Annotated in this window: 15 protein-coding genes; 2 read left to right on the top strand and 13 right to left on the bottom strand. The window is 46.1% G+C overall.

The window, feature by feature from the left end; all coding sequences use genetic code 11:
* Positions 1 to 71 precede the first annotated feature (71 nt).
* Entirely contained in the window at positions 72 to 2213 is a 2142-nt protein-coding gene (locus tag CHK_RS08680; RefSeq protein ID WP_046443662.1) for an ATP-dependent helicase, read from the bottom strand.
* A 261-nt stretch (positions 2214 to 2474) separates the two neighbouring features.
* Here CHK_RS08680 and CHK_RS08675 point away from each other — a divergent pair, with 261 nt between their 5' ends.
* Positions 2475 to 2957, top strand: a complete 483-nt coding sequence (locus CHK_RS08675) for a TspO/MBR family protein (protein WP_046443661.1) — start codon at positions 2475 to 2477, stop codon at positions 2955 to 2957.
* A gap of 197 nt (positions 2958 to 3154) precedes the next feature.
* Here the strand turns inward: CHK_RS08675 and CHK_RS08670 are convergent, their stop codons facing one another.
* The 5 genes from CHK_RS08670 to CHK_RS16110 all read right to left on the bottom strand — a co-directional run bounded on the left by CHK_RS08670 (position 3155) and on the right by CHK_RS16110 (position 6788).
* Positions 3155 to 4552, bottom strand: a complete 1398-nt coding sequence (locus CHK_RS08670) for an ABC transporter ATP-binding protein (RefSeq protein WP_046443660.1) — start codon at positions 4550 to 4552, stop codon at positions 3155 to 3157.
* Positions 4549 to 5247, bottom strand: coding sequence for an energy-coupling factor transporter transmembrane component T family protein (locus tag CHK_RS08665; RefSeq protein WP_046443659.1), 699 nt, complete (start codon positions 5245 to 5247; stop codon positions 4549 to 4551). Before CHK_RS08665 ends, CHK_RS08670 begins: the two co-directional genes overlap by 4 nt.
* Positions 5247 to 5849, bottom strand: coding sequence for an MptD family putative ECF transporter S component (locus tag CHK_RS08660; RefSeq protein WP_046443709.1), 603 nt, complete (start codon positions 5847 to 5849; stop codon positions 5247 to 5249). The genes CHK_RS08665 and CHK_RS08660 overlap by 1 nt, the downstream gene beginning before the upstream one ends.
* Before the next feature lie 61 nt (positions 5850 to 5910).
* Positions 5911 to 6528: a TetR/AcrR family transcriptional regulator gene (locus CHK_RS08655; RefSeq protein ID WP_046443658.1), complete on the bottom strand. Its 618-nt coding sequence runs from the start codon at positions 6526 to 6528 to the stop codon at positions 5911 to 5913.
* Between the two features lie 77 nt (positions 6529 to 6605).
* Positions 6606 to 6788, bottom strand: a complete 183-nt coding sequence (locus CHK_RS16110) for a hypothetical protein (protein WP_082103477.1) — start codon at positions 6786 to 6788, stop codon at positions 6606 to 6608.
* A gap of 41 nt (positions 6789 to 6829) precedes the next feature.
* On the opposite strand from CHK_RS16110, the gene CHK_RS08650 reads away from it, so the two are divergent.
* Positions 6830 to 7432, top strand: coding sequence for a DUF4368 domain-containing protein (locus tag CHK_RS08650; RefSeq protein WP_268904075.1), 603 nt, complete (start codon positions 6830 to 6832; stop codon positions 7430 to 7432).
* A 164-nt stretch (positions 7433 to 7596) separates the two neighbouring features.
* Here CHK_RS08650 and CHK_RS15705 read toward each other — a convergent pair whose 3' ends face one another.
* From CHK_RS15705 to CHK_RS16100, 7 genes are all read right to left on the bottom strand, one after another.
* Entirely contained in the window at positions 7597 to 8565 is a 969-nt protein-coding gene (locus tag CHK_RS15705; RefSeq protein WP_052740470.1) for a polysaccharide deacetylase family protein, read from the bottom strand.
* A gap of 26 nt (positions 8566 to 8591) precedes the next feature.
* Positions 8592 to 9158, bottom strand: a complete 567-nt coding sequence (locus CHK_RS08640) for a TIGR03943 family putative permease subunit (protein ID WP_131924975.1) — start codon at positions 9156 to 9158, stop codon at positions 8592 to 8594.
* Positions 9155 to 9982: a metal ABC transporter permease gene (locus CHK_RS08635; RefSeq protein ID WP_046443656.1), complete on the bottom strand. Its 828-nt coding sequence runs from the start codon at positions 9980 to 9982 to the stop codon at positions 9155 to 9157. Before CHK_RS08635 ends, CHK_RS08640 begins: the two co-directional genes overlap by 4 nt.
* Complete coding sequence (locus CHK_RS08630) at positions 9975 to 10682, bottom strand: metal ABC transporter ATP-binding protein (RefSeq protein ID WP_046443655.1); 708 nt, start codon at positions 10680 to 10682, stop codon at positions 9975 to 9977. The genes CHK_RS08635 and CHK_RS08630 overlap by 8 nt, the downstream gene beginning before the upstream one ends.
* Positions 10682 to 11770, bottom strand: coding sequence for a metal ABC transporter substrate-binding protein (locus CHK_RS08625; RefSeq protein ID WP_046443654.1), 1089 nt, complete (start codon positions 11768 to 11770; stop codon positions 10682 to 10684). The genes CHK_RS08630 and CHK_RS08625 overlap by 1 nt, the downstream gene beginning before the upstream one ends.
* Before the next feature lie 98 nt (positions 11771 to 11868).
* Positions 11869 to 12171: a hypothetical protein gene (locus tag CHK_RS08620; RefSeq protein WP_046443653.1), complete on the bottom strand. Its 303-nt coding sequence runs from the start codon at positions 12169 to 12171 to the stop codon at positions 11869 to 11871.
* A 330-nt stretch (positions 12172 to 12501) separates the two neighbouring features.
* A partial coding sequence (locus tag CHK_RS16100; protein WP_082103474.1) for a relaxase/mobilization nuclease domain-containing protein occupies positions 12502 to 13500 on the bottom strand: 999 nt, incomplete at its 5' end.

Raw genomic sequence — 13500 nt, 5'->3', positions numbered from 1 at the left:
TGAAAAAAACGGAAACAACCGCCCGCCGTGGTATGGTGCCATAAGGGACGGCAATTTCCGTATTAGGATACTCAGAGTTTTTTCAGCTTTCCATATTTTTTATCGATGTCCCTGTGTCCCGTAATAGTTTCAAACTCAATCTCATAGCTTTTGTCTGTTTCCCGCAAAACAACGCCCTTTCCAAAGACAGGATGAATTACACGGTCTCCTGCCATGAGGCGCGCCTGCGACTGGTACAGCCGTCCTTCCGCGCTGCCGATGTACGCCTTTGCCTGGGAAAGAAACTCTTCGTCGGGAATCCCGTCGATCTCGAGCTTCTCAAAGTCCACGTTGAAAATAAATCTGGACGGGTAGCGGTAGCTGCTGTCGTTATTGCGGCCTTCGGCGTCCACGAGAAAAAGATTATCCCTTGCGCGCGTAAACGCTACATAGCACAGCCTGCGCTCCTCCTCCATTTCCTGCCTGCTGCGTACCCTTGCCGATGGAAAGATTCCTTCGTTCAGGCTGACTACAAATACATATGGGTATTCCAGCCCTTTTGCGGTATGCACAGTCATCAGTTTTACGCTCTCGCGCTTTTCCGTCACATCCAGATTCGTGAATAACGCAATTTTTCCAAGGTAATCGTCAAGCGACACCTTCTCCCCAGCGCTTGACTCATATTGCTGGATCGCGTTTTTCAGCTCGCTGACATTATCGATCCGGTTCTGGTCCGCGTTCTTCATCAGCATTTCTTCATATCCGGATTCACGCAGGATTCCATCTACGAAATCCGAAACGCTCATACGGCCTGTCAGCTCCGCGTATTTTTCAATCACCTCTGCATAGCGCCTTGCCCTGGTGTTTTTGATTTTCTCGTGGTCGAGGTTGTCTTTGAGCGCCTGATAGAGCTTTACGTTGTTGTTTTCCGCATATTCCGTGAGGAAGTTAAGCCTCGTACGCCCGATTTCCCGGCGCGGGGTATTGATGGTGCGCAGGAACGATATATCGTCAAAGGTAAGCGGCATACGCAAATAGCAAAGCACGTCCTTGATTTCCTTCCTGTTATAAAATTCTACGCCGTTAAACAGGGCGTATGGGATATCCTCCTTGACAAACGCTTCCTCCAGGCTGCGCGAAACGTAATGCGCGCGGTAGAGAACCGCAATATGGTAGGGCTTTACGCCGCTGTCCAAAAGAAACCGGATCGTGCGCGCAACATAAGCGGCTTCCTCTGCGGTTGACTTTGTGTGTTTATAAAACACCTTTGCGCCGTCGTCCCTGACAGGTAAAAGTGCGTTTTTAAGCCTTTCCCTGTTTTTTGAAATCAGGTCGTTGCTCACGCTGAGAATCTGTGGGGTGGAACGGTAATTTGAATTAAGGTATATTGTTTTTGCCTGTGGAAATTCTTTGTTGAAATCAAGGATAATGTGAACGTCGGCTCCGCGCCATGAGTAGATTGTCTGATCCGGATCGCCCACCACAAACAGGTTTCCATATCCGCCGGACAGCAGATACACAAGTTTTGCCTGTTTGCCGTCCACATCCTGGAATTCATCAACCTGTATATATTGCAGCTTTTCCTGCCATTTTTTTAAAACGTCCCCGTAATGGGTAAACAAATACAGCGTGTAATTGATAATGTCGTCAAAATCAAGCATAAAGTTACGGCGCTGCTTTTGGACGTACTTGCCGAGTATTCTGTCCCTGTCGTCCCTTGTAAAGCTTGCAAAATACCGGATTGCCTTTTGCTCGTCCGGCTCCGTTACCTGCCCGACATATTCGTACGGCGCTTTAAACAAATCGATTACCTTGAGCATATCGCGGAAGGTGTAGTCGCGCAGGCTCAGGCCGAGCTCATGGTAGATTTCCTCAAGAAGGCTTTTCTGGTCCGTTTCATCCATAATCGAAAACGACTGCGGATAATTCAGCCTGTGGATGTCCTCTTTCAGCACCTGCAGGCAAAAGCCGTGAAATGTGCTGATGAAGCCCGTATCCACATCCCCCAGCATTTTACGGATTCGCGCCTTCATTTCTCCCGCCGCTTTATTGGTAAAGGTGACCGACATGATTTTGCCCGGCGACACGCCCAGCTCCTCCACCAGATAAACATAGCGTGAAGTAAGCGTCCTTGTTTTTCCGCTTCCGGCTCCCGCAATGACGCGTACATACCCCTCGGTTTGCTGTACCGCTTCCCTTTGCCTGTCGTTGAGTTGTTCCAAAATTCCTGCCAAAACGATCTCCCGATTACTTTTTCTTTTATTATATCATCCATATGGTACAAAATGTGTTAAGAATACGGGACTTTTCCCGGTTTGGCAAAAAAGAACGGGCATTTTGGCCGCGCAGCGTCATTTTGTGAAATGATAAAATATCGCCGCGGGTATCCACCAGCGAAAAAAACGCACGATAACATAAAAAATGGTGATTAAAACAGCACAGGTTGTTTAAAATACCTGCATTGAAAGGATTTTGATAATTCCGGAGGTTTTGATATGTCAGACGTTATTATGGTCATTGTTTTTATTGCGGTTCCACTTGTAGTTGGGATGCTTTCTGCGAGGGCGGCGGGAAACTCGAAAAAGAAATATGAAGCTTTCCGCCAGCCTCCGTTAAGCCCGCCCGGGTTCCTGTTCCCGATCGTCTGGACAATTCTATATGTGTTGATGGGAATTTCGTCCTATCTTGCCTATAAGGGAGCGGCCTTGGCAGGGGCTTCTGTTGCGGTTATCCTGACGCCCTATATTATCCAGCTTGCATTGAACTTTACATGGTCGATCATCTTTTTCAGGAACCGCGGCTACCTTGCAGGTTCTGTTTGGCTGTTGGCCCTGATTGGCTCGATCATATGGATGATGGCCGCATTTTATCCGTACAGCCTGCTTGCAACGATGCTTCAGATTCCATATTTGTGCTGGTGCCTGTTTGCAACCTTCCTGAGCTTTGGCGTTGCAAAGCTCAATAAAAAGCATACATGACAAAATATTTTTCAATGTGGATCGATAGCCGCCTTCCCGGCCCATTCATTTGTCCTTATGTTTTGCGCGCAAAAGCAGGATTGTTGTTTCACAGTGGACGCGAAGCAATAAACCTCCAAGCTCTTTTGCGATTTATTGCGTTTGAACAGGATTATCAATATCAGATCGATTTTGACCGGATGGTGAATGATATTCTTTTATTTTCCAGTCTGCATCACATAGCTATGGGTACAACATTCCTTCATTAATTCGTTGTCGTGCGTTATAAGGATGATCGCTTTGCCGTCTTTGGCAGCATTTTTAAACGCCCCTGCAACACGCACGAGGTTTTCTCCATCCAGTCCACTGGTGGGCTCATCAAAAATCAGGATTTCCCTGCCGGACAACAATCCACACGCAATGGACAATCTCTGCTTTTGCCCACCGGAGAGCGCCTGCGGATGACAGCTCCTGTATTCATACAAATCAAAGTCTTTCAAAATGTTTCTGGCTGCTTCAATATCATTGCCGTTTCGGGATTGCAGCAAAAGCTCATCCTCTACGCTGTTTGTAAACAACTGCGTATTGATGTCGTTAGAGCTGTACCACACATTCTGCCACCGCTTTCTCGCAGGCACTTTTTCTCCTTTCACAAACAATGCGCCGCCACTCTCTTTTTTCAATCCGCAAATTACTTTGGCAAGGGTCGTTTTTCCCACACCATTTTGACCTGTGACCGCAACGATTTGCCCAGAACAGGCTGAAAACGATATTGACGACAATATCTGTTGCTTTTTTGCACGGTACGATACATTTTCCAGTGTCAGCAACGGGCGGCTTGTGTTGTCTTTTTGTGGCATGGGCAATCCAGCGTGAATGTATGGAAAGGGAATTCTCAAACCCATTTCTTTTCTGGCGCCTTCATCCAGCGCCATCAATTCTTTGGCTGTATAGCTGCGTATTATTTTTCCATTTTCAATATACACAAAGCGGTCCGCAATCCCTGTGAGGTAAGCCAGCCGGTGCTCTGATATAACCAAGGTATACCCCTGTTGCTTAAACTGCCGCATCGTTTCTGTCAGTTTAAGCGAGGCCTGCCCGTCCAGATTGGCAGAAGGCTCGTCAAACACATATATCTGCGGTTCCACCACCCGCACCGAAGCAATGGCTACCTTTTGCTTTTCGCCGCTGGACAGCACATCCAGCCTTCGCGATTTTATATAGGTTAACCCCATTTCTTCGATTGTTTTGTCGGTGCGTTTTTTTATGGCCTCCTTCCCATATCCCAGATTTTCACACGCAAAGGCCACTTCGCCCACAAGCTCTCCAGAAAAAAACTGCGATTTTGGATCTTGAAATACATTACCGATCGCCTTGGCGCGCTCCCAGTCCCGATACTCCCTGATATCTTTTCCATTGATTTTCACTTCACCTGTCAGGGTTCCTCTATAATACGCAGGCGCAAGCCCGTTTATGATCCTTGTCAATGTCGTCTTGCCGTTGCCCGAACGTCCCACCAGCACAACACATTCGCCTTGTCTGATTGTCAGGTTTACATTATGAATGCAGTTCTCCTGTCCTTCATACGCAAAAGATACATTATTGAGCTCTATCATGCCATTCTCCCACCTATAAGCAATGCCGCCATTGCAGCAATAAAAAGAGCCATGCACGCATAGTCTGCCGCTTTCATTTTTGATTCATAATAGCTTTCCCTCCGCCCTGGTGTATCCAGCCCGCGCGAGACGGCAGACACTGCCAGCTGGTCGGATATTTGCAGGCAGCTCATCAATACAGGGATAAGCGTATACTCAAAGGTTGCCGCCGGATGGGCGACCATCTGTTTGCCTGTCGTAAGGCCGCGGTTGTGCATGGACTCCCGCAAGCCTCTCCATTGCGCGCGCATCGTGGGGAAGAAGCGAAACACAACCAACATCCCCAACGTCAGGCTGCGCGGCGCATGCAGTTTAGAAAAAAACGCGCTCAATTTGCCAGGCGGCGTGGTCATCAAGCTCCATGCAACAATAAAAACAGGCGTCAGCCACCAAAACATAAATATGTGGAATTCAGAAAGTACAGGCATCCGCATTCCTTGGCGTATCAGCAGCAGCAACAGGCTCAATGCCAGATAAAATATTCCAAATCCGATACCTTGTTTCCACTGCCTCTGCACCAAAACATACAGCAGCCCCGTCACCGTAAGCATCCACAGGTTGTCCTTATCTGTTATCAAAAAAACAGTAATCAGCGTGCAGAAAAATGCACATAATTTTGCAGGAACGGCAAATTCATATCGTGCATTTGATTTCATTACAAAACGCCCACTTTTTTAAAATGCTTTTGCATCATCCGTCTGCCCACCATACATCCCAAAAAGCCAAGAACGGCAGTGATTACTACAATGGCAACCAGCCAACCGGGTTGAGAATAATAGCGCACATATGCGTCGATATATTCCTGCGTCATTCCGCTGGCCAACGCGTTTTGGTGAAACGAATCCCAAAAAAACCACAGCGGCAAAAGGTTCACACCAATGTACAGCACACTGTATATCGTCCACGCAGCCGTAATCCGCCACGGATTATCGTAAGAGCCCTGTTTCCACAAGATCGCCTCACAGATCAATCCCACCACTGCAAAGTACGGCAGCAAAAACCAATCGCCCATGATCAAAAATACAACGCCCAAAATCAGCATATAAATGAGCGAAACAAACCGTTTACGTACCCGCCGCACCAAAAGAAAATAGATAGGCGCACATAGAAAACAGCTGATCCCCACGGATAGCACCATACTGACAAAATCATTCAACATGGCCACCATGTTGATCACTAACTGAATTACGATCAGCAACAAACTCAACAGCACTGTTGTGATGATATCCCTTGCCACCCATTTGTTCCAATTCTCCATGCTCATATGTTCCTCCAATCCAACGCTTGAATTAGCATAAGCTAACTCGTTGTTAAAAAAATTATTGTATTTTTAAAATTCCATCCCATCCACAGTTAAAAAACATGGCGATCTTCCGTACATAGCGCAGCGCCTTTGCCCTGCTCATGTCGTGCGCCACCACCTCAAACACCGCTGTAAAATATGCGCTGGTGAGCATGTGGTGAACATCCTTGCTGACCGTATGTGCTATCTTGCCCAGCTTCTTTAGTTTCCTGTAATATTTTTCTGTTACACGCACCTCAAGCTCTACCAGCTCATGAATAAAATTTTGATATTTTGTACCGTCCGCACAGCATATGATAAGCTTGAACGCGTCATAGTTGTCGTAAATATCATTGACAAATCGAATCAAATATTCTGTGGAAAGCTGTCTGCTCTGCGCGGTATTTTCCTGCTCGATCAAATCAAAATGTTTGTCCTGCGCCTCTTTGAATCGGGATACAAGCGCATCCGCAGCAGGCGCTACCAGCGCGTCAAACAATGTTTCCTTATCTGGATAATATCCATAAAATGCACCCAAAGTAAAACCGGCTTCTTTGACAATCCCCCTGAGAGAAGCATTCCGAAAGCCTTTCTCCAAAAATTCTTTTTTGCCAATGTCCAACAGCTTTTGCTGTGTGTCGCTCAACTCTGCCAAAGCAACCTCCGAAAAAATATATCAGTGATATATTACTGTAATTCCATCTCTTTGTCAAGCGTCTGGCCGGGCAGGCGTTAACCGATCTGCCAACCCGCCGACTTTTTTCTGATGTCGATAAAATCGCGGTATATGCCTGGCTGGCTAACCAGCTCCTTGTGTTTGCCCTGCTGGACAATTTTTCCATCATCTACCACCAATATCTGGTCGGCATTCTTCACTGTGGCCAGCCTGTGCGCAATCGATGTAGCGTGATACAATAGGGCGCTATTGCACACCTAAGATCGATCGGGAGATTTCTGTGTTTGCCGGGTTAGTACGATGTATGGACTGCGGTACTACGATGTGCGCCTCGCTGCGTGGTGGAGGAAAAGTCCGTAAAATGACCTATCGATGTAGCAAATATACCAACAGTGGTAAGGAGACTTGCGCGGCGCATACAATACGCGAAGAGGTCGAAATACGCCATGAGAAAAACGCTGACAAATGGATCGAGACAGTGAGAAAATATATTGGGGTAAAGAAAATCGACCGGGAGATGGCGCTTGCGTTGATCGAAGAGATACGAGTATCCGCCCAGTATAAGGTGAATGGCAAACGGACACAGGATGTTGAAATCACTTATAAGTTTGTTGGTGATTTATTATCCTTAATAGCAAATGGTGATCGGCCGCTTTGGCAATACTCCGGCAAATGGATGCAAACGCTGAGAAGGCTGAATAAAAAAATATTGCATGAGCATAAACCCATGCAATATCTAGTTTTTAAGAGATATCCTAACCAAGAACTATCTCTCAGGCCAAAAAGGCCATTTGTTTGGCGGAGAAGGAGGGATTTGAATTTGTCCGCGCCTATTCCAGCCTGTTTTATGCAGTATCATTTCGTCCAAAATCCGCATTGTTAAGCCATTCCTTGTTTCGTCCTATATTGCTCAAATTTCCTGCTGATATTTTGTAAAGGGTAAATTAAAGGGTGGTATAGAGAATCTGGAAACCATTATATCAGCGATCAATATTGAAACCTTTTTTGCCGCATTCTATGTATTACTATTACTTTTGGCTCAATACGTTATTTTTTCTCCAGATTTTTCATTGCTTCTTCCGCCGTTGGCGCATGACCAAATCGGTATCCAATGTTTTTGCCACGGATTTCGGCAATCTGTATCATCTGCGTAACAGTCACAAATTTGTATCCCTGCTCCTTGAGCGCCGGGATAATCCGCTCGTATGCGTCAACTGTACTCGCATGAATATCATGCGATAAAATGATTGCCCCATCTTTGACATACCCGCCGTTTTCCGTCCCGTTTACGACATGGTCATATACAATATCGGGGGCACGGTTTTCCTTTTTCCAATCTTCCGGATCCACCGACCATAGAATCTGTTCCCGCCCGATTTGTTTTGCCATTTCTTCCGACATAGAGCCGTAAGGCGGGCGGTCGATCAGTGTTCGGAATCCGGTTACTGCCTCGATAGCATCGTTCGCTTTTCCATATTGATCTACCATAATCTGGTTGAGTGATAGTTTCATGAGGTCGGGATGGTCGTAACTGTGTGAACCGATTTCGTGCCCTTCGTCATACACTCTTTTTACAATATCGGGATATTGTTTCACGTTTTTCCCGACCATAAAGAAGGTCGCTACCACATTGTTTTTCTTCAGGATATCAAGTAGCCGCGGAGTGTTTTCCTTATGGGGGCCGTCATCAAAGGTGAGTGAAACAACTTTATCGTTCATGGGATCGATTCCGTCAAGGCTTTTGGGCGGTATGTATCCTTCCTTCGTCTGCAATTGCGTAAGTTGCGTTGTAAAAGTTGGCGTCGTTGCAGGGGAAGGTATAGTGGTAGCCGTTGGTTTCGGCGGTGAGGTCGGCATTTGCTCCACACTTGGCTGCAAACTCGCATTTTGTGTTTGCGTAGATGTAATGGTCGTTGCCTGGGAACCATCCGCGAGCAGTTTACCGCATCCTGCAAAGGACAACATCAAAAATATGGTCGCAAAAACAGTGGATATAATCATTCTTTTCTTTTTCATAGCTTTTCAGCCTTTCTTTTCTTTTATTATTGATAGACGTATTCTTCGCCGCGCTGTTCAAGAATGTTCAATTCCTGAAGCTGCACATACAGATACTCTGTCCCATTCTCCTCATAAGTTCCCAGAGTTCCTACAGCTTCCACCCAATCGTTTACTTCGGGGAGATCGCCGTCCCACCTGACTTCAAAGCCAGCATTCGCATCGTAACCGCAGCAACCCGGTCCATACCTTATCACAAAATTATGCACATTTCCATTTGCCGTATCCGTCATCTGCTGGAACATCCCCTCCCATTTGATTGTCTTTCCCATATATTCCTTGGAATTGATGTAAACGTCGTTGCTTTGCGCTACAAACATTTTTTCCTTGATCTCAATCACATCTCCGCTTGGCATTGGGACTTCCTGGCTGTGCGTCTGAACGGCGGGTATCGATGAGGACGGCGGCAAAGTCGGTTCCTGTGAAGGCACAAACGTAGGCGAACTGTCCGCTTGGCGGCTGGACGCCGGGATATCTTTCGCGGAAACGCCGTTATTGGCACACCCCCCCAATAGAAGCAGAGTGATGAGTAACAAACTCCATATTTTTTTCATTTTGCATATCTTCCTTTCAAAGTTCCAACCACGGCAAAAATCCCAAGCAACATCAGGTTGACAATCACAACGCTTGCCCCGGTTGGCGTTGCATACAGGTAAGAAAGGGTAATCCCGATAAAAAAACCGATCACAGAAATCACTGCTGAGCAGAGCACGACGCTGCGGAATCGTTTGCACACCCGCATAGAAATCAAAGCCGGGAACACGATCAGACTGGAGATGAGAAGCGTTCCCATCATCCGCATTCCAAGGACGATTGTAATCGCCGTTAAAATGGCAATCAGCATGTTGTATAGATTCGCCTTGACTCCGGTTGCTTTTGCAAAATTTTCATCAAAGGTGACGGCAAATATTTTGTGATAAAACACGACAAACAAAACAATTACCACAACCGAAAGTACGAGGCTCAAGGCTACATCGCCTGTACTCATGGCAAGTATACTGCCGAACAAATAGTTGCATACGTCCGTGTTCATGCCCGTCGTAACGGAAATCATCATGACGCCGATCGCAAGGGCACTTGTGGAAATGAGCGCAATTGCCGCGTCTCCTTTAATTTTGCTGCTTTCACTGATCCGAAGCAACAGGAACGCCGCTGCAATGACAACTGGAATCGTGACTTCAAGCGGTGCCAAACCGCACGCCATCGCTACCGCAAGTGCGCCGAACCCGACGTGGGAAAGCCCGTCGCCAATCATAGAATAACGCTTCAGTACAAGACTTACGCCAAGCAAGGCTGCACAAAGGGATACCATGATCCCTACAAGCAGCGCCTTCACAAGGAACGGATAAGCCATCATTTCGGCAAACACTTCAAGCATGGCCCTGTCCCTCCAGAAAATGTTGGCCGATTTCGCTGTTTTTATATTCCAATGTCGTACCGAAAAAGAGCTGCGCGGTTGCCAGATGCAAAATATGGTCTGAGTAGCTGATTGCCGCTTGGATGTCGTGGGAAACCATAACAATAGTGATCCCCGCCCGGTTTATTTCCTGAAGCAGGGAATATAGCTCATACGTCACAATGGGATCGAGCCCCGCTGCCGGTTCGTCAAGCAGCAGCATTGTTTTGGTCGCGCACAGGGCGCGGGCCAGCAGCACCCTTTGCTGCTGGCCTCCGGATAGCTCCCTGTAGCATTGATCTTTTAAATATGTGATGCCCAGACGCTCCATATTCCGCAATGCTTCTTTTTTATCTTCCGCATAATAGAACGGCGAACCCCCCATCCTGTTCAGCCTTCCGGAAAGGACAACCTCATATACACTGGCGGGGAAATCTTTTTGAACAATCGTCTGCTGTGGCAAATAGCCAATTTCATTTGTATGCAGTCCGTCGCCTATTTCTATCGTTCCCTCGTATACAGGAATCAATCCCAGCAATCCTTTAATCAAGGTCGTTTTTCCCGAACCATTTTCGCCGACAATACAAAGGTAATCGCCCTTGTATATCTCAAAATTCAAATCTTTTGCGGCAATCTGTCCATCGTATCGGAACGAAACGTTTGTGCAATGAAATAACGCCATCAGTTTAGGGCCTCCCGCAAAGCAGACACATTTCCTTCCATCAAACCGAGGTAAGTGGCTCCCTTATCAAAATCTTCTTTGGAAACATTGTGGCAGGCATGGAACAATAGCTTTTTTGCTCCTGTTTCCGCACAGATCGTGTCCGCCATTTTTTCATTCGACAACTCGATGTGAAAGACGACCGGGATATGTTCCGATTTTACTTTATCGATCAGAAATGCGACAGTGCTAGCACTTGGCTCCGTTTCCGTCGAACATCCCGGGAAAGCGGCGTAATACGTAAGCCCGTACTCATCCGCAAAATAACGGAATGGGAACCGGTCACCGAATACGACCGTTTTGCGCGCAGCATTCTTTACAACATCTGCAAACTGTTGGTCAAGTTTTTCCAGTTCTACGATATAGTTGTCGCGGTTTTTCTCGTACACGGCTTTGTTTTTATCATCCAGACCGGAAAGGGCATCCGTCAACTTTCTAACGATTTCAATTGAGTTTTTCGGAGAAGTCCACACGTGTTCGTCATATTCCGCATCTTCATCGGAATGGCTATGCTCTCCAGATTCATGGTCGTGAGCATCTGCTTCAGGATGATCTTCCTCCGCGCCATGTTCTTCATGATCGTGATCGTCTTCCATCCCTTCCACGAGTTCTTCTTCCACGAGATCCACACAATCCGTCAGTTTGAAGGTTTGTGGTTTATCGTCCCCCATTGATTCGAGTATTTGATCTACCCAAACATCATTTTCCCCTCCCGTATAAACAAACAGGTCGCTCTCTTGTATTTTAATGATATCCTGCGGTGTCGGTTCGTACGAATGGCTTTCCGCTCCCGGTGCAAGCAGCATCGATAAATCTACATTATCACCCGCAATTTGACGCACGAAATCATATTGAGGGAAATTTGTCGTGACCACTTTTATTTTTTCTTCCTGCCTCTGCCCGGTCGTTTTCTTCTCTTTGGGTACTCCGGATTCTGTTGCCTGCGCATTTGTTTTTATTTCAGCTGGTGAAACTGGCGCATTGGAACAAGCGCTAAAAACCGCCAATACAAATACAATGCTGATAAACAGCAAAATAATTTTTTTCATCTATTTGCCTCCTGAAATCTTATTTTTTGTGTACAAAAAATACACCTTATCTTAGAAGACATACCTCTGTCTCTAGGGAATAAGGTGTGTTTAGGAGTTCAATTATTCAGTTGCACCTTTTGGGACACCAAAGATCCCGCCGAAAAAATTTTGAGGAGTAAAATACAAAATGCTGATAATTTTAATGCTGTTAGAAACACCGCTGCTATTGCAATAATACTTAAAATACCAGAAATCTGCCGGAGCGTTGTTTGTATGAAATGACAAATCGGGCAGTCTTCGCCGCTACAATCATGCCCTGCGTGAAGGAGCGGCACGCCCATGAAAAGCGCCAGAAAAAGAATAACAAAAAGCATCGCAACGGCTATTTTAAATTTTCTGTTTTTCATAATCCGTGCCATAAAACACCCTTAACGCTTCATTCAGTGCTTTGCTTTTTCTATATTACTCTTTCTTGGTATTACTGTAGCACAAGAGTTTTATTTTTTCAAGTGAAAGGAATCTGCCTCGAAATCGAGGCAGACTCTTTCCCTCCGAAGCATTAAAAAATGTTTGGTAGAATAAACCATAATCCCGCAATCATCGGCACAATCCAGCCTGTAAAGATAAACACCGTGCATGATTTCAGCAGTTTGAGCGACTTTCTTATATCCTGCGTGACAGCATTTGTATATGCTTTGGCGGCGCTTTTAACTTGCAGGATAGATTTATCAAATCCGCCTAAATGTGTGTCACAAACACCGATCATCGTCTTTGCTAATTTGTCTGAGGCGTTTTCCATGTTGTCGTTGAGCATTTCGTTGCTTGTCTCTATCTCTTGCATCTTCGCGTTCATTTCTCCCAATGTCTGATTGATCTGAGAAAACTCTTTCGTAGCCGCTTCCTGGAATTTCTGCGAGTTTTCTTCGGATTTCCTCAGCTGTCGTTTTAGTTCCGCGTTCTCTTTTGTCAGAACGTCTATATTGATCCGCGTATCCAGTAACCCTTCTGGATTGGTGAGCGTCACTTTCAAACTCTCGTTTTCTTCCTGTTTCTTCAATGCTTCCTCGTAGGTCATTCTCCAAGCCCTCCTTGCTTATGTCGATCTTGAATATTTTGGATAAACGGCGATCGCGTATTTTATGTCCGTCCTTGTCGATAAAAACAATGTATTTCCGGCGGTCTGTCCACTGCACTTCAAAGCCCTGTTCCTCCATGTTTTGAATAAACACCTGTCGGCTTAAAGCAGTAGATTTTGCCTTAACGATTGCTTTCATCGTATCAAATACCCAACTTTGGTAAGTGCCTTGCACCGCCTTTTCAATCGCCTTATACGTTCCCATATCAAAGGCCGTGATTTCACTGTTCTTTTGGCAGATAGATTTCCCGTGTTCTCGCACGCTCCTGTCGGATAAATCCTTTAATTCCTGCAATTTTGCTTTGGAATAGCGGAATTTGTATCCGTGCTCGAAGCTGACGGAATTAACGATCCAATGCGTATGGATATGGTCTTTATCCTTATGTGTGGCAAAGCATACTTCATAACCGCAAAACATTGGGCTGCGGGTGATAAGCTCATAAGCAATTTGATTTGCTTCTTCAACCGTTATATTTTCCTCCTTTGGAAAGCTCTGTATAAAATGCTTATACTGCCTGCCCCCCGTTTTACGCCACGCCCGTTTTGTCGCTTTCATATCGTCAATCGCTGTTGCAGGATTACAGTTGTACCCACCGACCAGACGCCGCTCAGT

Source organism: Christensenella hongkongensis (assembly GCF_000981035.1).
GTDB classification, from domain to species: Bacteria; Bacillota; Clostridia; order Christensenellales; family Christensenellaceae; genus Christensenella; species Christensenella hongkongensis.
Note: the sequence above shows the minus strand (reverse complement) of the source record. Positions and strands in the feature narration are given on the sequence as shown.

Coding starts and splice junctions, on each gene's coding strand:
- CHK_RS08675 (WP_046443661.1), top strand. CDS start 2,475: ATGTCAGACGTTATTATGGTCATTGTTTTTATTGCGGTTCCACTTGTA.
- CHK_RS08670 (WP_046443660.1), bottom strand. CDS start 4,552: ATGATAGAGCTCAATAATGTATCTTTTGCGTATGAAGGACAGGAGAAC.
- CHK_RS08665 (WP_046443659.1), bottom strand. CDS start 5,247: ATGAAATCAAATGCACGATATGAATTTGCCGTTCCTGCAAAATTATGT.
- CHK_RS08660 (WP_046443709.1), bottom strand. CDS start 5,849: ATGGAGAATTGGAACAAATGGGTGGCAAGGGATATCATCACAACAGTG.
- CHK_RS15705 (WP_052740470.1), bottom strand. CDS start 8,565: ATGAAAAAGAAAAGAATGATTATATCCACTGTTTTTGCGACCATATTT.
- CHK_RS08640 (WP_131924975.1), bottom strand. CDS start 9,158: ATGAAAAAAATATGGAGTTTGTTACTCATCACTCTGCTTCTATTGGGG.
- CHK_RS08635 (WP_046443656.1), bottom strand. CDS start 9,982: ATGCTTGAAGTGTTTGCCGAAATGATGGCTTATCCGTTCCTTGTGAAG.
- CHK_RS08630 (WP_046443655.1), bottom strand. CDS start 10,682: ATGGCGTTATTTCATTGCACAAACGTTTCGTTCCGATACGATGGACAG.
- CHK_RS08625 (WP_046443654.1), bottom strand. CDS start 11,770: ATGAAAAAAATTATTTTGCTGTTTATCAGCATTGTATTTGTATTGGCG.
- CHK_RS08620 (WP_046443653.1), bottom strand. CDS start 12,171: ATGGCACGGATTATGAAAAACAGAAAATTTAAAATAGCCGTTGCGATG.